At 37.6% G+C, this 18229-nt stretch carries 18 protein-coding genes; 5 read left to right on the forward strand and 13 right to left on the reverse strand.

The annotated features are described in order from the left end of the window. Positions 1-6 precede the first annotated feature (6 nt). From BM073_RS08895 to BM073_RS08955, 13 genes are all read right to left on the reverse strand, one after another. Complete coding sequence (locus tag BM073_RS08895) at positions 7-1182, reverse strand: acetyl-CoA C-acyltransferase (protein WP_091653369.1); 1176 nt, start codon at positions 1180-1182, stop codon at positions 7-9. A 91-nt stretch (positions 1183-1273) separates the two neighbouring features. Beyond that, the gene (locus BM073_RS08900; protein ID WP_091653371.1) at positions 1274-1645 is read right to left on the reverse strand and encodes a four helix bundle protein; all 372 of its coding nucleotides are present in this window, start codon (positions 1643-1645) and stop codon (positions 1274-1276) included. Between the two features lie 61 nt (positions 1646-1706). Further along, positions 1707-4112, reverse strand: coding sequence for a 3-hydroxyacyl-CoA dehydrogenase/enoyl-CoA hydratase family protein (locus BM073_RS08905; RefSeq protein ID WP_091653372.1), 2406 nt, complete (start codon positions 4110-4112; stop codon positions 1707-1709). Between the two features lie 47 nt (positions 4113-4159). Next, positions 4160-4621, reverse strand: coding sequence for a MarR family winged helix-turn-helix transcriptional regulator (locus tag BM073_RS08910; RefSeq protein WP_091653374.1), 462 nt, complete (start codon positions 4619-4621; stop codon positions 4160-4162). A 255-nt stretch (positions 4622-4876) separates the two neighbouring features. Beyond that, positions 4877-6625: an AMP-dependent synthetase/ligase gene (locus BM073_RS08915; RefSeq protein ID WP_091653375.1), complete on the reverse strand. Its 1749-nt coding sequence runs from the start codon at positions 6623-6625 to the stop codon at positions 4877-4879. A 532-nt stretch (positions 6626-7157) separates the two neighbouring features. Beyond that, positions 7158-8858, reverse strand: coding sequence for an Ig-like domain-containing domain (locus BM073_RS08920; RefSeq protein ID WP_245756393.1), 1701 nt, complete (start codon positions 8856-8858; stop codon positions 7158-7160). After that, positions 8855-9625, reverse strand: coding sequence for a class I SAM-dependent methyltransferase (locus BM073_RS08925; RefSeq protein WP_245756394.1), 771 nt, complete (start codon positions 9623-9625; stop codon positions 8855-8857). The genes BM073_RS08920 and BM073_RS08925 overlap by 4 nt, the downstream gene beginning before the upstream one ends. A gap of 124 nt (positions 9626-9749) precedes the next feature. Next, positions 9750-11618: a tRNA uridine-5-carboxymethylaminomethyl(34) synthesis enzyme MnmG gene (gene mnmG / locus BM073_RS08930; RefSeq protein WP_091653378.1), complete on the reverse strand. Its 1869-nt coding sequence runs from the start codon at positions 11616-11618 to the stop codon at positions 9750-9752. Between the two features lie 78 nt (positions 11619-11696). After that, positions 11697-12122 (reverse strand): rRNA maturation RNase YbeY, encoded by a 426-nt coding sequence (gene ybeY, locus BM073_RS08935; RefSeq protein ID WP_091653380.1) that lies wholly within the window; start codon positions 12120-12122, stop codon positions 11697-11699. A gap of 1 nt (position 12123) precedes the next feature. Next, positions 12124-12525 (reverse strand): ATP-binding protein, encoded by a 402-nt coding sequence (locus BM073_RS08940; protein ID WP_091653382.1) that lies wholly within the window; start codon positions 12523-12525, stop codon positions 12124-12126. A 35-nt stretch (positions 12526-12560) separates the two neighbouring features. Further along, a complete protein-coding gene (locus BM073_RS08945) occupies positions 12561-13325 on the reverse strand; it encodes an exodeoxyribonuclease III (protein ID WP_091653383.1) in 765 nt (254 codons plus the stop codon). A 2-nt stretch (positions 13326-13327) separates the two neighbouring features. Then, positions 13328-13690 carry a hypothetical protein gene (locus BM073_RS08950; protein ID WP_091653385.1) on the reverse strand — a complete coding sequence of 121 codons (363 nt, stop codon included), beginning with the start codon at positions 13688-13690 and terminating at the stop codon, positions 13328-13330. 5 nt (positions 13691-13695) lie between these two features. After that, entirely contained in the window at positions 13696-14037 is a 342-nt protein-coding gene (locus BM073_RS08955; RefSeq protein WP_091653386.1) for a carboxymuconolactone decarboxylase family protein, read from the reverse strand. A 79-nt stretch (positions 14038-14116) separates the two neighbouring features. Between BM073_RS08955 and BM073_RS08960 the strand changes: the two genes are divergently transcribed. The 5 genes from BM073_RS08960 to BM073_RS08980 are packed head-to-tail and all read left to right on the forward strand — an operon-like array spanning position 14117 to position 18133. Continuing rightward, on the forward strand, positions 14117-14815 hold the full coding sequence (locus BM073_RS08960) for a ComF family protein (protein ID WP_091653388.1): 699 nt from the start codon (positions 14117-14119) through the stop codon (positions 14813-14815). Positions 14816-14820: 5 nt separating this feature from the next. Further along, the gene (locus BM073_RS08965) at positions 14821-15363 is read left to right on the forward strand and encodes a YfiT family bacillithiol transferase (RefSeq protein WP_091653390.1); all 543 of its coding nucleotides are present in this window, start codon (positions 14821-14823) and stop codon (positions 15361-15363) included. Between the two features lie 12 nt (positions 15364-15375). Then, positions 15376-16134: an SDR family NAD(P)-dependent oxidoreductase gene (locus BM073_RS08970; RefSeq protein ID WP_091653392.1), complete on the forward strand. Its 759-nt coding sequence runs from the start codon at positions 15376-15378 to the stop codon at positions 16132-16134. A 7-nt stretch (positions 16135-16141) separates the two neighbouring features. Beyond that, entirely contained in the window at positions 16142-17557 is a 1416-nt protein-coding gene (locus tag BM073_RS08975) for a pyridoxal phosphate-dependent decarboxylase family protein (protein WP_091653393.1), read from the forward strand. Between the two features lie 12 nt (positions 17558-17569). After that, positions 17570-18133, forward strand: coding sequence for a hypothetical protein (locus BM073_RS08980; protein ID WP_091653395.1), 564 nt, complete (start codon positions 17570-17572; stop codon positions 18131-18133). Positions 18134-18229 lie beyond the last annotated feature (96 nt).

The raw sequence follows: 18229 nt of genomic DNA on the forward strand, positions 1-18229 counted from the left end.
ATTCTTTTATTTCAATAGTTCATAAATTCCAGCAACTCCCTGACCACCACCTACACAGGCCGTGACCATTCCGTACTTGGAATTTCTTCTTCTCATTTCATTGAAGAGCTGCACTGATAATTTCGCTCCTGTACATCCCAGCGGGTGACCTAATGCAACAGCACCACCATTTACATTCACCAATTCTTCATCCATATCCAGTGATCTGATTACTGCTAAAGCTTGAGCTGCGAAGGCTTCATTCAATTCTACCAAGCCAATATCTGACATAGACAAACCAGCTTGTTTCAAGGCTTTTGGCACTGCTTCTTTGGGTCCTATTCCCATGATTCTAGGATCTACCCCAGCCACTGAATAAGACATCATTCTTGCAACGGGGTCTAAATTCAAGGATTTCATTAATCGCTCAGACATGACAACCACGAAGGCTGCACCGTCGGAAGTTTGGGAAGAGTTACCTGCAGTTACCTGCCCACCATTTTTGAAAGCCGGTTTTAATTTTGCCAAAACCTCCATGGAAGTTTCTGCTCGAGGGCCTTCGTCTGTATCTACTACAAACTTTCTTGTTTTCTTTTTCCCTTTTTCATCCAGGTAGGTTTCTTCTACTTCTACTGGAACTATCTCATCTTTAAATTTTCCACCATTAATTGCAGCTAGTGCTCTCTCGTGGGATCGAACCGAAAATGCATCGGAGTCTTCTCGGGTAATGGAGTATTCTTTGGCCAATTCCTCAGCTGTTAAGCCCATACTTAAATAGTAGGATGGATGCTCAGAGGCAATTTTCCAGTTTAGAGCAGTTTTGTAGCCCATCATTGGTACCAAAGACATAGATTCTGTGCCACCTGCTATGATACAATCAGCCATTCCAGCTTTAATTTTACCAACAGCCAATGCAATGGCTTCCAATCCAGATCCGCAATAGCGGTTGATGATAAATCCTGGATTATCTATGCCTAAAGCCAGCAAAGAAATCATTCTTCCCATCTGCATTCCCTGTTCTGCTTCAGGTACTGCATTTCCTACTATGAGATCATCGACCATTTTAGCCTCCAGTCCCGGAGTGTTGGCCACCAAATGCTTGATTACATCTGCAGCCAAATCATCCGGTCTGTAAAATCGAAATCCTCCTTTTTTGGATTTTCCAACTGCTGATCTATATCCGTTAATTATATATGCGTCCATGGTTAGTTTACTTGAGTGTCTATTGTTAATTTTTAAAGTGCATCTTTTAAATAAGAAGCGAGAGATTAGATACGAGAAGCGAGAGCATGAGCTAGTAAGGGTTTGACTCTATGTTAGATTTAAGACCAATTAGCATTTTCTGTATTTCGTCAAGTTCAAGATTGATAGATTCGAATGCTTCTTGGTTCAACAATCCTACTCTAGTTGCGATAATCGTTTGAGTCTCCAATTCAAAACTTTCACCTAAACTTATATCAAGACAATTTGAAAACGCTTTTGAAGAATTTCTTGCGGTTCCTTCAGCAATATTTGAAGGAATAGATACACTAGATCTTCTCATTTGAGAGGTCATTCCGAATCTCTCTTCGGAAGGAAATAGCGCCGTTGTTTCATAAACTTTTACTGCCAAATCCACCGATTTTCTCCAAACAGTCAGGTTTTTAAAATTATGTCTCAACTTCATAAGTCATCTGGTAAAAATGTTAACTAATGGTCTCTAGATTCTCGATTCTAGCTTCTCATCTCTAATTTCTAAGTGGTTTTCCTTTGAATAGGATGCTATGAATCCTTTCCAAAGTCTTTTTCTCTCCAGTCAAACTCAGAAATGCTTCTCTTTCCAGATCCAGTAAATACTGTTCTGAAACCTCTGTTGGGGAAGACAAATCTCCTCCAGACATTACCCAAGCCAGTTTTCTAGCAATTTTTGCGTCATGCTCTGAGATGTAAGCACCATATCTCATTCCGGTAATTCCAGCTTCAAATAGAGCTAAAGAGGTTTTTCCCAAAACTCGAATATTGCTTTGCTGAACAGGTTGAGTATAACCCGCCTCATGTAGCTCTAATACTTTTGCTTTTGCTTCTGCTAGTTGACGCTTTCTGTTTAAGGTAATGCCGTCCTGATTTCTCAGATAACCCAGGTTTTTTGCCTCGGCAGCCGAAGTGGACACCTTTGCCATGGCGATATTCATGAAATATTCCTGTAACAGGTTCAATTCCACATCTCCATCTTTCACGGTATTGGCAAAGCGTTTGGTCATTTCTTTAGTACCGCCACCTGCAGGAATGAGACCTACCCCAACTTCCACTAATCCCATGTACAATTCTGCATGCGCTTGAATATGATCTGCATGAAGGGATAATTCACAACCCCCACCCAAGGCCATGTTATGAGGAGCTACCACAACCGGAACCGAAGAATATCTAGCTCTCATCATAGTGTTTTGGAATTGAGCAATCATCAGATTGATTTCGTCAAACTCCTGATCTCCGGCAAACATGAACAACATTGCCAAGTTGGCTCCGGCTGAGAAGTTTCCTCCTTCATTTCCGATTACCAAACCTTTGTAGGACTTCTCCGCCAGTCCAATCGCTGTGTTGATTCCTTCGATTACTTCAGCGCCCAGGGAGTTCATCTTGGTATGGAATTCCAATCCAATGACATCATCTCCCATATCATATACACTTGCACCCGCATTTCCCCAGAGTTTTTTACCTGAAGCCTTGAGAGTATCCAACAATATAAAATCTTCTATACCCGGAATTTCTACGTAAGATTTGGATGGGATATCGTAGTAGAGTTTTTTACCATTTTCAACTTTGTAGAAAGATTCATTTCCTGCTTTTAGCATTTCATGAACCCAATCAGCAGCTTTTTCACCCGCCGCTTCCATTTTATCTACAGTTTCCTTCACTCCTAGAATATCCCAGGTTTCAAAAGGACCCAATTCCCAACCAAAACCTGCGCATACTGCTTGATCAATCCTGTACAATTCATCAGATATTTCTGGAATTCTATGAGAGCAATATTTGAATAAATCATAGAAAGAAGCTCTATAAAATTCACCGGCTTTATCATCAAAATTCATTAAGAATTTGATTCTCTTTTTCAAATCCTCGATATCCTTTGCTGCTTCAAGTGCTTTGATTTTTGGTTTTTCTACATCCTTGTATTCAAAGGTTTCGAAATCCAATTCCTTGAGTTCTTTACTTCCGTCTTTGTGACGGATCATTTTAAAATAGCCTTGGCCTGTTTTATCCCCGAACCATTTGTTGTTATATAAGACCTCCATAATTTTTGGAAGCTTAAACTTATCTCTGGACTCGTCGTGCGGAAGTGCTTTATATAAGTTGTTGGCAACATTGACAGTAGTGTCCAAACCTACCACATCCATCGTTCTGAAGGTTGCTGATTTTGCTCTACCGATTACAGGTCCTGTCATCTTATCAATTTCAGACACACCAAATCCCATCTTCTCGATGGTATGCATCCCAGAAATAATGGCATAAACTCCAATTCTATTGGCAATAAAGGCTGGAGTATCTTTACAAAGCACAGTTTCCTTTCCAAGGAATCTATCTCCATAATCCATCAAGAAATCGACAATTTCTGGATCAGTCTTAGGACCAGGAATGATTTCTAATAATCTTAGATATCTAGGTGGATTGAAAAAGTGAGTTCCTGCGAAATTTTTCTGAAAATCCTCGCTTCTACCTTCACACATCATGTGCATAGGAATACCGGAAGTATTCGAGGTAATCAAAGTGCCAGGCTTTCTGAATTTTTCGACTTTTTCAAATAGTTGTTGCTTGATATCCAACCTTTCTACAACTACCTCAATGATCCAGTCATAATCTTTAATTTTTGACAAATCATCATCAAAATTTCCTGTAGTGATCCTTGATGCAAAGGATTTGTCGTAGATGGCAGAAGGATTCGACTTCAATGTATTTTGAAGTGCAGTAGTGACAATTCTGTTTCTTACAGCAGGGTGTTCTTTGGTAAGGCCTTTCTTCTGCTCTTCTTCTGTGAGCTCAAAAGGTACAATGTCCAGTAAAAGCACCTGTACACCAATATTGGCAAAATGACAGGCAATTCTGGAACCCATTACTCCGGAACCTAAAACGGCTACTTTTTTAATGGTTTTGTTCATTTTTTTGGGTTTTTTGGTAGTCTTGATTCCAAGGAGAATCTTGGAAATTATAGTTCATATATAGGTTTATTCACTTCAATCCCGCTAAACTGGTCAATGACCATCTGGATTTTTTCAAAGGTGGCAAAGAAGCTTTCCAAATCTTTTTCAGGAATAACCTGTCGGATCTGTTCATTAAATTCTTTGATCGTCTTCACTGATATTTCCTTTTTTCGCTTTCCCTCTTCAGTCAGATAAATTCTCACTGATCGCTTATCCACCAAATCAGGTTTTTTGTAGACTAATCCTTTTTCTTCCATAGTCTTCAGCATGCGGGTTAGGCTTCTTGTTTCCAAACCAATTTTGGGAGCAATCTTCGTTGCCGGTGTACCTTCTTTGGAATTTATATTAATCAACACAAAACCAATAGCAGTGGTAAAGCCTTCCTCAGCTGCATGTTGATTATACATTCTGGAAATGGCGTGCCAGGCACTCTTAATGTGAAAATCTACTGTTTCTTCTCTCTTCATACGGATCTCCCATTGTTTTGAGGAGACCTAATTTAAAAAAATTTTGTATGCATGCATACTATATTTGAAAAAAAGTTATGCATGCATCACAAATATTGATTGGAATTAACAAATATTATAAAATATTATTTTAATTAATTTCAATTATTTGAAATTATCAGAATATAATTAATAAACTGAGGTTCTTTCGGAATTTTCTTTTGATTACTGGGATTAAGGACTTAAAAGTCATTTACAGAAACTTTTTGACTCAAATCAAACCTGATAAATGGCTTCTATTTCATCGGCATATTTCTGATGGATTACTTTTCGCTTCAATTTCATCGTAGGAGTCAGTTCTCCTGATTCTACTCCCCAAGCTTCAGGCAGTAATCTAAAGCGTTTGATCTGCTCCCATTTTCCAAAATATTTATTGAGAGAATCAACCTCAGATTGGTACTTCTCCAGAATATCTTCTCTTTGGATCATTTCTCTATCTGTGGTGTAAGGAATATCTTTTCGCTTACAATATTCTCTCAAGCCATCAAAACTCGGTACGATCAATGCACCAGGGAAATTTCTGTTATCACCTACGACAATCAACTGCTCAATCAAGGTAGATTCCTTGAATTTATTCTCCATCACCTGAGGCGCTATATATTTTCCTCCCGAGGTTTTGAACATCTCTTTTTTACGATCAGTGATTCGGAGATAATTTCCATCTAGCTCGCCTATATCTCCTGTGTGAAACCAGCCATTCTTAAGTACCTCTGCGGTCATCTCAGGGTTCTTGTAGTACCCTTGCATGACATTGGGTCCTTTGACAAGGATTTCACCGTCTTCTGCGATTTTCACTTCCACATCTTTGACAATCTTGCCAACCCAACCAATTCTGATTTCCTCATGATTGGAAATCGAAGCAGTCACCACGGGAGAAGTTTCCGTCAGACCATAACCTTCACAGACTTTTATTCCTGCAGCCCAAAAAACTCTGGCCAATCTAGGTTGCAAAGCGGAGGCTCCAGAATTAATCTGCATGATATTTCCGCCTAATGCCTCTCTCCATTTTGAGAAAATGAGCTTGTTAGCAATTTTGAGTTGAAAATTATACCATCCACCCATATCTGCAGCAGGATCATATTTTAATCCAAGATTTAATGCCCAGAAAAACAATTGCTTTTTAATACCTGATAACTCATAGCCTTTTGCTACAATTTTGTCATAAACTTTTTCCAAAAGTCTCGGAACCGTGTTGAATACATGTGGCTGTACCTCCTTTAAGTTTTCACCAATACTATCCATATTCTCTGCATAGTAAATCGAGAAACCCAAGTAGAAGAAACAGAAGGATGCTGTCCTTTCGAAAATGTGGCAAAGCGGAAGGAAACTCAAAACTTTGGAGATACCTTCTGGTGGACTCATGATATGAGAAACCGACAAAACATTGCTTAATACATTATGATGAGTCAACATCACTCCCTTTGGTCTCCCTGTCGTTCCAGATGTATAAATAATCGTAAATAAATCCTCGGATTTCACGGCAGCTTTTGATTTTTCCAATAAGGAAAGATCGCCAGAAAGGCCAGTCTCCTTTAAAGAAGTCCAGTGCTCAACGCCATCAATTTTATCAAAAGAATAAATTTTGCGATCTCCTGCTACCTCAATCGCTTTTTCATAAATAGTAGTATCCCCAACAAAAATCATTTTGACTTCAGCATGATCAAATATGTAAGCATAATCATCACTGGTAATGGTTGGATACATAGGAACAGAAATCGCTCCTATTTGCTGCAAAGCCAAATCAACAAAATTCCATTCCGGTCTATTTTCTGAAATAATAGCCACTTTATCTCCTGCAGCAATATTTGCTTTCATGAAAGCCAAACTCAGATTATCGATGATCTCTTTGACATCTCTCGAAGAATAAGTAATCCATTCTCCATTTTCTTTTCTGGCAACGGCATCTGTTTTATCAAATTTGGCAATCTGATAAGGCACTAAATCAAAAAGACGGTTCAATTCCATGGGTTTATTGTTTATGGGCTAAGAGATCTATTGTCCGAAGGTTTGAATTTTTCTTTATAACTACTAACTCAAGTCTGCGGAAAACGGTTGATTTTTTGTTTGTATTGAAAATTGACTTGCTCCTAATATAACCAAAAAATAAAATTGAAAGGATAGCTATCCACAGTATTCACTTGCTTATAACTCTATTAGATTAATTTTTAAAAAATTTCTTATTAAGGTTATTAAGGCTGTGGAAATGTTGGTAAGTGTTGATTTCTTGATTCCCCACTTTCCTTCCAATCTTATACATTACTTATCTACGACTTATCCTCAGTTTATCCACTTGTATCTATTTGATCAAAAAGAGTTTATAGCTAACTCGATATTTTTGTGGATGAGCTCTGTGTTTTGAAAGGTGTCTAACTATGCTGTGGAAATCTTATGTGATCTCTGTTGATAGATCTTAGCTTATCCCCTTTTTCGGAGGCTTTACTTTTCAAACTCTTGTCTCTGGTGTATAAGTGTGAGTTAAGCCCACTTTATGCTTTACTTATCCACCGTCTTCTGATGGGTTGTCCACAGGTTTTTTCTGACTGATTCCAGTAGGTTTTGAAGGTTCAATGATGATTCCATCATTAGTCCATCCGCCTCTTATGATAATATCTGTACTTGAATTCTCTGGGTTTTTAAAATAGAAAATTCTTTCAGCCTGTTTATTTTCAAAGAAATTTCCGGGGTCCCACCTTCCGTTTCCATTTCTATCCTCTATCACTCTTATCTTATAAGTTCCTGCTTCTATCCGTTCAAAACGGAAATTATTGGTGTCTATAAGCTTCTTTTCTGCCTTTAATTCATCCTTGTTATCAAGCAACTGTACTACAAATGGAGGTTCTGCATTATTAATTCTGCCGGCCAGTAAGTCTGCTAAAGTTTCTGGTCTTATTTTTCGATAATTAGCTTTTAATTCTTTTAGATTATACTGAAGCTGTATATCCTGAAAAGTAGAATCTGCAACTGTCAGAGTTACAACATCGGATTGTGTGCTGTCTGGAATGGATACCTTTAATCGGAGAACATTTCTCATACTTGAATCTTCAAAATAGTACATCTCTGGTCCTATTTTGATACTTCTTACTGAGTCTAGTGGGATATAAAGAGAATCTGTATGGATCTTTGTTATTGGCTTATTAAAACTTAGGATGGCCTCCATAGTGCCAGTGAAATTTTTGCCCGAATTAGCTGTTACAGTTAATTCCTCTGGTTTTCTTTCATTGACTGGAAATTTGACATAGATCAGTGTATCAATTTGATATCCTACAGAATCAATCAACTTAACTTTAAATGCTAAGCTATCAGGAATGCTTTTATCTGAAAATAACCGAATCCTTTTGTCTTCTTTAGTGTAAAATATGCTCTTTCCTAAACTCTCATTTTCAAGCTTGATGTCTACCGCATTTTTATTGAGGATCAAATCATAGCTTCCATTAGTAAAAGATGATCTGAGTAATCTAATAGGTGTTAAATCCGCTTGAGATAGATTGAATATGGCTCCTTCAATATTTTCTTCAATGGTGATTGTGTCTTTTAAAAAATCGTGAGCCTCAGATTTGAATTCTGCCTTTAAACTGTTGTTAGCATCATTCCAAGCATAGGCTCTGTAATTTCCATTCTTGATATTGCTTATTTTGAATTGGCCGGTACTGTCTACTTGCGATATATAATAAGGTGCTGCAGTAAATAAATCTGTTGTGTCATTTTCTGGATATAAGCCTACCAATACGTTTTTGAAATCCGACTGTTTATCTGGGAAATAGAAATTAACCTGACCACTCAATTCCAGGCTATCTATACTTGAACCTGTGGAAAAGACAATTTTTAGATTTTCTGCAGGATTTCCCTCTGATAAGTCCTGAACTGATTTTTGAAAATTGAATACGTAGGTAGTGTTATCTTCTAATTCCTGATTAAGTTCTATTGTGACAGTATTTTTTAAAGCGGTGGTTACCACCTCATCCTTTTTTACTCTTGGAGTGATGATGATGTTTTTATTGGGGTTATCTAGTTTGATATATTCATCAAATACTAAGACTATCTCTTCGGGTTTGATATTTATTGATTGGTCTTTAGGATTTGCCTCCAATAATTTTGGTGGGTCCTCATCTCTAGGTCCTCCCTGAGGTGTACTTTGTTTTGCGCATTGAGTGAATAATGCAACAGAAAAAACTAATAGAAAGGTATATTTTATCTTCACTTTTTCTGAAGGATATATAGGTTGCTTGAATAATTACCGGTCTTTCTTCCTGATTTATTTGATTTTAATCCTGTCCAAAATGACTTGCTGTAATTGCTTAGAATATTGGATTCTGGATTCTGATATTTTTCTGATAAAAGTGACACATAATAACTGTCGAATATCATTGGCTTTTTTTCCTTGATACTTAAATCAAATTCTTCTGCCAGATAATTTATAGACTTTTCATTGAAATGATAAAGATGTCTAGGTACATCCCAACCTGCCCAGAATTCTCCATATTGATTGGCATCTTCACTTTCAAAATTTGGGATTGCTAAAATGATATAACCATCTGATTTTAAATGACTTAATACCTTTCTGAACCCTTTTCTTAAAGAATGAATATGTTCTAATACATGGAATAGCGTAATTACATCAAACTCTTTCTTTAGATCTAAATCAATTAGATTTTTATGGACTTTTTGTTGTAGATTTTCTTTTGCTAGCTTCCTGGCATTTTTATTTGGCTCTAAGCCTTCTACATTCCATCCGTTCTTTTTGGTATAAGTTAAAAACTCTCCAGTTCCACAGCCTATATCCAAAATTGATTTCTCTGTTTTTAATGATTCTATCAACTTGAATTTTTTCTTGATAGAAATCTTTCTGACTTTAGAATAGATTAGAGCTGTTAAAGATTTGCTCTTCGTGGAATGAGAGTAATATTCCGGAAAGTCATAATAAGGAGCTATTGCTTTTTCTGTTGGTCTAGGATTGGTAAATACCAACTGACATTTTGTGCATTTACACAAAATGAATTTCTCCTTACTTACAGCGAAATCCGGGATCTCGGTGTAATTAAGAAAAAGCCCACTCTTACAAAGCGGGCATTTAGTTAATCTTTCTACAGGTTTATCTTCCAAGGTAAACAGTCAATATGGATAGGTCAGCTGGTGATACCCCACTTATTCGGGAAGCTTGACCCAATGTTTCTGGTCTAATTTTATTCAATTTTTGTTTTCCTTCAGCAGATAAAGCAGGGATAGCTAAATAATCAAATCTCTGAGGGATTCTAAAGTTTTCCATATTAGAAAGCTTCTCCACCATTTGCTGTTCTTTTTCTATATAGCTATCGTATTTGATTTGAATTTCTGCTTGCTCTAATACTTCGGTTGGATATTTTGATAAATAAGTAGCCAATTCTTTATCCAGCTTTTTCAAATCACTTATCCCGATTTGAGGCCTTTTTAGAAGTTTTTCAGCACTGATTTTTTCCTTGATAGCAGCTGTATCAATAGCTTCCAGTCCCTCATTTGTTGTTTCGTCAGGAAGTAGCTTTTTCTGTTTCAAATCATTGATCAATTTTGCAGTTTGCTCTTTTTTATCCTGCATCTTATCAAATCTTTTTTGATCAGCTAAACCGATAGAATAGCCCAACTCCGTTAACCTCAAATCAGCGTTATCCTGTCTAAGCAATAATCGGAATTCAGCTCTGGAAGTGAACATTCTATAAGGCTCCTCTGTACCTTTATTGATTAGATCATCTATGAGTACTCCTATGTATGCATCTGATCTTTTCAATATAAATGGATCTTTTTCCTGAGTTTTCAGTGCTGCATTGATTCCTGCGACTAGACCCTGAGAAGCTGCTTCTTCATATCCAGTTGTACCATTGATCTGACCTGCAAAGAATAGGTTTTCTACCAATTGTGTTTCAAGTGTAATCTTGAGTTGAGTTGGTGGGAAGAAGTCGTATTCTATGGCATATCCTGGACGAAACATTTTCGCATTTTCAAATCCTGGAATTTGCCTCATGGCTTTCTGCTGAACGTCTTCTGGTAGTGAAGTAGAAAAACCGTTTACGTAGATTTCTACAGTGTTCCATCCTTCTGGTTCAACAAATATCTGATGTCTTTCCCTTTCGGCGAAGCGGTTGATTTTATCTTCAATTGATGGACAGTAGCGTGGACCTAAACCTTGAATTCGGCCATTAAACATAGGAGATCTGTCAAAACCAGTTTCCAGTGTTTGGTGTACATCTTTATTGGTGTAAGTAATCCAACATGACCTTTGTTCTTTCAAAGGACTTGTTTCATCAGAATAAGAGAATTTTTCAGGGTTCTCATCTCCGTGTTGAACTTCCATTTTGGAATAGTCAAGACTTCTACCATCTACTCTTGGAGGAGTTCCGGTTTTCATTCTTCCCGCTTCGAATCCTAAACTCACCAATTGTTCTGTAATTCCTTTAGCTGCTGCTTCTCCAGTTCTTCCTCCTCCAAACTGTTTTTCTCCTATATGAATGATCCCGTTTAAGAATGTTCCATTGGTAAGGACAACTGTTTCCGATTCAATTTCTAAACCTATTCCGGTTTTAACGCCTACTACTCTTTTGTCTTTGACAATGATTCCAGTAATCATTTCTTGCCAAAAGTCTACATTGGGTGTTGCTTCTAAGGCCAATCTCCATTCCTCAGCAAATCTCATCCTGTCATTTTGAGACCTTGGAGACCACATGGCAGGACCTTTTGATCTATTAAGCATACGGAATTGTATCATGGATTTATCTGAAATAATCCCAGACATACCTCCGAGTGCATCAATCTCCCGTACAATTTGTCCTTTAGCGACACCACCCATTGCAGGATTACAGGACATCTGTGCGATGGTATTCATGTTCATGGTACATAATAACACCTTAGAACCCATCTTTGCTGCGGCATGTGCTGCTTCACATCCGGCATGCCCCGCACCTACTACTATGACATCATATTTTTGAAACATGATAATTTTCCTTTACTGTTTCACGTGGAACACTTACTAATGAAGTGTGCAATTTGATTTACTGTTCCACGTGGAACACTATGATTTTTTATATAATTCAATAGCGAACTCTTCCTTTGTTCTCATGAGTTCTGCTTCTTCTTTCTTCTTGTCTTTGTATCCAATCAGATGAAATAAACCGTGACTAATCACCCGGCTTAATTCATCTTCCTCTTGGACTAGGTGTTTGGATGCATTTTCCTGAACTCTATCAATACTGATGAAAATGTCTCCTTCGATAAGTCCATCTTCTTCTGAATTGTCAAAGGTGATAATATCTGTATAAGTGTGGTGATTTAAATACTCCACATTGATTTGGTACAAATATTCATCTGAACAGAAAATATAATTGAGATCTGAAATCTGAAAGGATTCCGATTTGGCAATTTCTTTAAGCCATTGCTTTCTCTTGTTTTTCTGCTTGAGCTGAAAAGGGCTGTCTTCAGTAAAGAAATTAATTGCCATGTTAATCCATGTAAAAGGAAAGGATTGTTTTCTTTCCGTTTTCTTCAAACTTTACCTCATCAGTCAAATGTCGAATCAAGAAGATTCCTCTGCCTCCTGGTTTGGCGATATTTTCCGGGGAAGTAGGATCAGGTAATTGTTCCAAATCAAAACCCTCTCCTTCATCTTCGATGATGAATTGCAGTTGATCCTCTTCTGCTTTCAATTCCAGATGAACCAGCTTGTTCTTGTTACTTTGGTTTCCGTGAATGATAGCATTACTGATACATTCTGTGACAGAAATCATAATATTCCCATAGATATCATCATTGATTTCAAACTTCTCGCGAGCATTGTCAATGAAGCTCTCAATGATTTTTATGTTCTCAATCAGTGATGGTATTGAAATTTTTATAGAATTCATTCCTTTTATATGCTATGGGTAATATTTATTTGCGTTTAATCTTCAATTTCTAAAACAATCGGACAATGATCCGAATGCACCACATTTGGCAAAATTACTGAGCTTTTTAATTTGTTCTGCATTTCCGCAGTAGCCATATGATAATCTATACGCCATCCCAGATTTTTTGATCGTGCATTTGCCCGATAACTCCACCAAGTGTATTGATGAGGGTCTGGATTAAAGTGTCTGAAACTATCCACAAATCCTGATTCGGTGAATTTATCCATCCAGGCTCTTTCTTCTGGCAAGAATCCTGAAGAGTTTTTATTTGACACAGGATTATGAATATCTATGGCCTTGTGACAAATATTATAATCTCCGCTTAAAATCAAATTAGGATGCTCTTTTCTCAAATCTTGCATATATCCATAGATATCATCCAAGAACTCATATTTGAAGTCTTGTCGTATATCTCCAGTGGTTCCTGAAGGAAAATACGCAGATAAAAAGGAGAAATTATCAAATTCTGCCTGAATCAATCTTCCTTCATCATCGTATTTGTCCAAACCCATTCCCATTTTGATTGATTTGGGTTTGATTTTGGTGAATATGGCTACTCCGGAATATCCCTTTTTGACAGCAGGAAACCAATGTAACTCGTAGCCTAAGTCAGTAAATATACTTGGTTCAATTTGGGAAATATCTGCTTTAAGTTCTTGAATTCCAATGATATCTGGGTTTTCAGTCTTCAACCAATCCACAAATCCTTTGTTGATGGCAGCCCTGATTCCATTTACATTGTATGAAATAATTTTCATGCTTAATCAATCTCTATTTGGTACTCTTTTTCAAAATATTCCAAAACCTGAATCTTCAGTAGCTTTTCCTGCTCCAATAAATCGAAGCGAGGAAGTTCTTTTATTAGTTTCCAATGAGGCCAGCCTTCTTGATCTACAAAATCCAATTCGTAAAACCCTGCTAGACTTAAGACCTTGCAAACAGCAATATGCATCAAATCCTGCTTTTGCTCCTTTGAAAATGTCTTGGCCCCTTTTCCTAGTTCCTGAACACCTATTAAGAATAAAACTCCATTGAGATCTTTGGGTTTTTTCCCAATAGTATCTTCCAGCCCAACCAATAGTTTGGACCATTTTCTCTCCAGGTCTAGATCTTTTTTAAACACTTATATTATTGATTTTCAAGTTCTTCCCAATATTCAGTCGCCCTTCTTAAATGAGGAATGACGATGCTGCCACCTATTAATGTTGCGATGGAGAATACTTCAAATATTTCTTTGGAATTTAGCCCAGCTTCGTGGCATTTTCCCAAATGATATTTGATACAATCGTCGCATCTCAAAACCATGGAGCAGGCTAGACCGATCATTTCTTTCGTTTTGATATCCAAAGCACCTTCTGCATAAGCATTGGTGTCAAGATTGAAAAATCGCTTGATCACTTTATTGTCCGCAGCCATGATTTTATCATTCATGCGGGCTCTGTAATCGTTGAATTCCTCTATAAGATTCATTAAATTAATGGTTTAGGATAAATCTGCCGCAAATATACAGCTATTCTGCAAGCAGTTTGAATAACAGCAACTAATGCGTATGCGTTTACTTTTTGTCAAAGATTTTTTGGATTTAATTTTTCCCCGCAATTGCGAGCTGTGCACAAGGGCTCTTTTCGACTATGAGTTTTGCCTTTGTACGATTTGTGAAGGCAAACTTCCAATAACTAGCTATCACCTTCGGGCAACTGACAATGATTTGAAGGATAAATTGCAGGGGTTGACAAGGGTTTCAAGAGTTTTGGCCTTTTTGAAGTTTACAAAAAATGGTAAAACTCAGCGCTTACTTCATCAACTGAAATACCGAAATAAGCCTCAAGTCGGATATTATTTGGGTAAAAAGTATGGTCAACTACTCTTAAAACAAGATTATTCAAAAAGCTGGGACTGCATTGTTCCGGTACCCTTGCACCGAATGAAACTGAAAAGAAGGGGATACAATCAAAGTGAGGAATTTGCCAAAGGGCTTGCTGAAAGTCTGGGTATTCAAATAGAGAATATTTTAGAGAGAATAGTAGCAACAGAAACTCAAACCAAAAAAAGTAGATTGGAAAGAATGGGAAATGTTGAGGAGGTTTTTCAATTAAAAAGCAGTATTTCAGTTCAAAATAGAAACATCTTGTTGGTGGATGATGTCATTACTACCGGAGCAACTTTATGCTCCAGTGCAAATGTACTTTTGGCCAATGGGGCAAAAAACGTAGATTTAGCAACCATAGCCGCAGGAGGCAAAATTTAATACCCATGATTGATATAGAGCATTTAAAGTACCCTATCGGAAAATTTCAGTTTGATCCTGATTCTGCCGAGGAAAATCTCAAAGAGGCGATCGAACAGATAAAATTATTGCCTGAAAACCTAAATAAGGCATTGGGAAATCTCAATGAATCTCAAATAAACACTCCTTACCGGCCTGGAGGGTGGACTGTTCGTCAAGTGGTGCATCATATTGCTGACAGTCACATGAATGCTCTTATCCGTTTCAAATTGGCTTTGACGGAAGATAACCCTACTATCAAACCTTATGATGAGGCTGCGTGGGCCAAAATGTCTGATTATGATCTGGCAGTAAATCCTTCTTTGGATTTGATACGAATCATACATTTCAAATGGGTAGTGCTTCTGGAAAAAATGGAACTGAGCGATTTCCATAAAACCTATTATCACCCGGAAAATATGAGGCAGCAAAGCCTTTTGGAAGTTGCTTTGATGTACAGTTGGCACTCCCAACACCATCTCGCTCATATTCAGCACTTGGCCATTCGGGAGAACTGGGTTACAAAATAATATTTTGCTATCATGAATATTTCTCTAAAAAACCAAAGAATATTGGTTACTGGTGCTTCAAGAGGCATAGGAAGAGCTATAGCTCGTCAACTTTCTGAATCTGGAGCTGAAGTAATCGTCCATTATAATTCCAACACTGAGGAAGCAGAGTCTTTATTGAGTCAATTCAAAACTCCTGGATTCATGGAGTCTTGTGATTTATCAGATTCCGGAAAAGTAGTGGGCTTTATTCCTGCATTAATAAAAAAATATGGGCCATTAACCGGATTGGTGAATAATGCCGGGGTTTCTATTCCTGCAAAAGATACTTTGCCTACCGATGAATGGCTGAAAATTTGGGAAAAAACCATGGCGATTAATTCCACAGCAGTTGGAATTCTTTGTAAAGAGTTTGTTGATCAAGCTAAAAGCCAGCAGAACGGTCGGATCATTACTATTTCTTCTAGAGCAGCTTTTCGAGGAGATACTACCGATTATTTGGCCTATGCGGCTTCCAAAGGCTCCTTGGTAAGTTTGACAAGGTCAATTGCACGGCATTATGGGAAAATAGGCATTAAAGCCTTTTTAATTGCTCCGGGGTTTACCAGAACAGATATGGCAAATGAGATTTTATCGGAGTATGGAGAGGATTTTGCGCTAAATGATATTGCCCTGAACGAGCTGACTCTCCCTGAAGACATAGCTCCTATGGTCACCTTGCTTTGTTCTGGATTGGCTGATCATGCTACCGGAACTTCAATTGATATCAATGCAGGATCTTACGTGAGATAAAAATCCTATGGATAAGCAGGAATTTAGAAAGAGAGCCCATCAGTTAGTTGATTGGATGGCAGATTACTTGGAGCAGAAGGAAAAATATCCGGTTACACCCAATACAGAGCCCAAAACTATATACAATCAGCTTCCTAAAAATGCCCCTGAGAAGGGAGAATCATTCGATCAGATTTTTGAGGATTTTGAAAAAATAATTCTTCCTGGAATGACGCATTGGCAACATCCCGCCTTTTTTGGCTACTTCCCGGCGAATAATTCAGAACCTTCTATCTTGGCAGAAATGCTGATGTCAACTTTAGGTGCTCAATGCATGTCTTGGTTGACCTCCCCCGCAGCCACGGAATTGGAAGAAAGAGTTTGTGATTGGTTGAGAGATGCCAAAGGAATAGATTCATCCTGGAAAGGGGTCATTCACGATACTGCGAGCACCGCTACTTTAAGCGCAATATTAACTGCAAGAGAAAAAGCCAGCCATTATCAAATCAATGAGAAGGGCTTTGTTGGAGATAAGGTTTTTCGGGTTTATTCATCTTCCCATGTTCACTCATCAATCGATAAGGCGATTAAGATTGCTGGTTTGGGTGTTCAAAATTTGGTTCGAATCCCAGTGAATCAGGAATTTGCCATGATTCCTGAGGAATTGGAAAAAGCGATAGAGGAAGATTTGAAAAATGGCTTTTATCCACTTTGTGTGGTATCTGCTTTGGGTACCACGAGTTCAACTGCCGTTGATCCTATCAATAAGATCAGTGAAATCACGCAGAAACATGGGCTTTGGCATCATATAGATGCAGCTTTTGCTGGTACGGCTTTGATTTTACCTGAATATCAGTATTTGATGCAAGGACATGAAAAGGCGGATAGCTATGTTTTCAATCCTCATAAGTGGATGTTTACTAATTTCGACTGTACTGTCCTATTCTTAAAGGAACCACAATACTTGATAAATACTTTTTCGCTCACACCCGAATACCTGAAGACTCAATTGGACAATGAAGTCAACAATTACCGAGACTGGGGCATACAACTTGGTAGACGATTTCGGGCTCTGAAATTGTGGTTTGTCCTGAGAACTTATGGATTAGAAGGAATTCGGGAAAAACTCAGAAACCATCTAAAACTTGCGAAAACAGTTGAGGAATGGATATCTAAGCATGGAAGTGTCGAGATATTGGCGCCGGTAAATTTCAACACAATCTGTTTTCGATATACTCAGGCAGATTTATCAGTAGAAAAGCTAAATGCTATCAATGAAAAGTGGATGAATGAAGTCAATGCTAGTGGAATGGCATTTTTTTCGCATACTAAACTCGAGAGTAAATTTGTCATTCGCTGGGTAATTGGCCAGACTGATGTGGAACAAAAACATCTTGAAAGTGCATGGGTTTTATTAAAAGAAAAGCTTCAAAGCATTCTTTAATACTATCTGTGTATGGCTGCAAAAGACCCGGTTTTAACTCCTGAGTTACTGAAAATCATCAAAATATTCGGAATAGCTTCCATTTTGATGGTTTTGGGTCTTTCCTTTTTCAATTCAAGAAGAGCCAACAATACGGGAGAAGACTTAACCTTTCGGATGAGTGATGCTGCAAGAATCTATTTTTTAAATATGAAGGCCATCAATTATAATAGAGAAATCCGTTCTGATGCAGGTATGACCTTATTCAGGCACGAAGATTTGAGTGTGAAAAATGATGAAGCGGGGATTCAATTGGTGTTGATTTTAAATCCTCCTAAAGATGAGGCTTACTTATACATTGAGCCACAAAATTTTGATTGGCCCATTCAAATCAAATCGGGCGGAGAAACTTTCACTTTTAAAAATGGAAATAAATCAGATCATTTGTCAGCAATAAATCAACTAAAGACTTTGATTGAAAATGGAAAAATGATTTATTTAGTCCAAAATGATATAGAAATCCCGATTTGGGAAGAAAAATCAGAAAAAGAGGCGCTTAAGCAGGTATTTGAAGACTACGGACGCTTGGTGGAATAAGGTTTTTGTTCATTGAGTTTAGAGTTTATCACAAAATTTTGTTCATCCCTCTTTATTTTTAAACCCCTTTTAATACAAAAGAACAATATCCTAAAT

This window comes from Algoriphagus ornithinivorans (assembly GCF_900115305.1).
Classification (GTDB): Bacteria; Bacteroidota; Bacteroidia; order Cytophagales; family Cyclobacteriaceae; genus Algoriphagus; species Algoriphagus ornithinivorans.

Bases quoted from the DNA above. Each gene is read 5' to 3' on its own strand.
- BM073_RS08915 (WP_091653375.1), bottom strand. From the start codon at position 6,625: ATGGAATTGAACCGTCTTTTTGATTTAGTGCCTTATCAGATTGCCAAA.
- BM073_RS08975 (WP_091653393.1), top strand. From the start codon at position 16,142: ATGGATAAGCAGGAATTTAGAAAGAGAGCCCATCAGTTAGTTGATTGG.
- BM073_RS08910 (WP_091653374.1), bottom strand. From the start codon at position 4,621: ATGAAGAGAGAAGAAACAGTAGATTTTCACATTAAGAGTGCCTGGCAC.
- BM073_RS08955 (WP_091653386.1), bottom strand. From the start codon at position 14,037: ATGAATCTTATAGAGGAATTCAACGATTACAGAGCCCGCATGAATGAT.
- BM073_RS08905 (WP_091653372.1), bottom strand. From the start codon at position 4,112: ATGAACAAAACCATTAAAAAAGTAGCCGTTTTAGGTTCCGGAGTAATG.
- BM073_RS08965 (WP_091653390.1), top strand. From the start codon at position 14,821: ATGATTGATATAGAGCATTTAAAGTACCCTATCGGAAAATTTCAGTTT.
- BM073_RS08980 (WP_091653395.1), top strand. From the start codon at position 17,570: ATGGCTGCAAAAGACCCGGTTTTAACTCCTGAGTTACTGAAAATCATC.
- BM073_RS08970 (WP_091653392.1), top strand. From the start codon at position 15,376: ATGAATATTTCTCTAAAAAACCAAAGAATATTGGTTACTGGTGCTTCA.
- BM073_RS08900 (WP_091653371.1), bottom strand. From the start codon at position 1,645: ATGAAGTTGAGACATAATTTTAAAAACCTGACTGTTTGGAGAAAATCG.
- BM073_RS08940 (WP_091653382.1), bottom strand. From the start codon at position 12,525: ATGAATTCTATAAAAATTTCAATACCATCACTGATTGAGAACATAAAA.
- BM073_RS08895 (WP_091653369.1), bottom strand. From the start codon at position 1,182: ATGGACGCATATATAATTAACGGATATAGATCAGCAGTTGGAAAATCC.
- BM073_RS08960 (WP_091653388.1), top strand. From the start codon at position 14,117: ATGCGTTTACTTTTTGTCAAAGATTTTTTGGATTTAATTTTTCCCCGC.
- mnmG (WP_091653378.1), bottom strand. From the start codon at position 11,618: ATGTTTCAAAAATATGATGTCATAGTAGTAGGTGCGGGGCATGCCGGA.
- ybeY (WP_091653380.1), bottom strand. From the start codon at position 12,122: ATGGCAATTAATTTCTTTACTGAAGACAGCCCTTTTCAGCTCAAGCAG.
- BM073_RS08945 (WP_091653383.1), bottom strand. From the start codon at position 13,325: ATGAAAATTATTTCATACAATGTAAATGGAATCAGGGCTGCCATCAAC.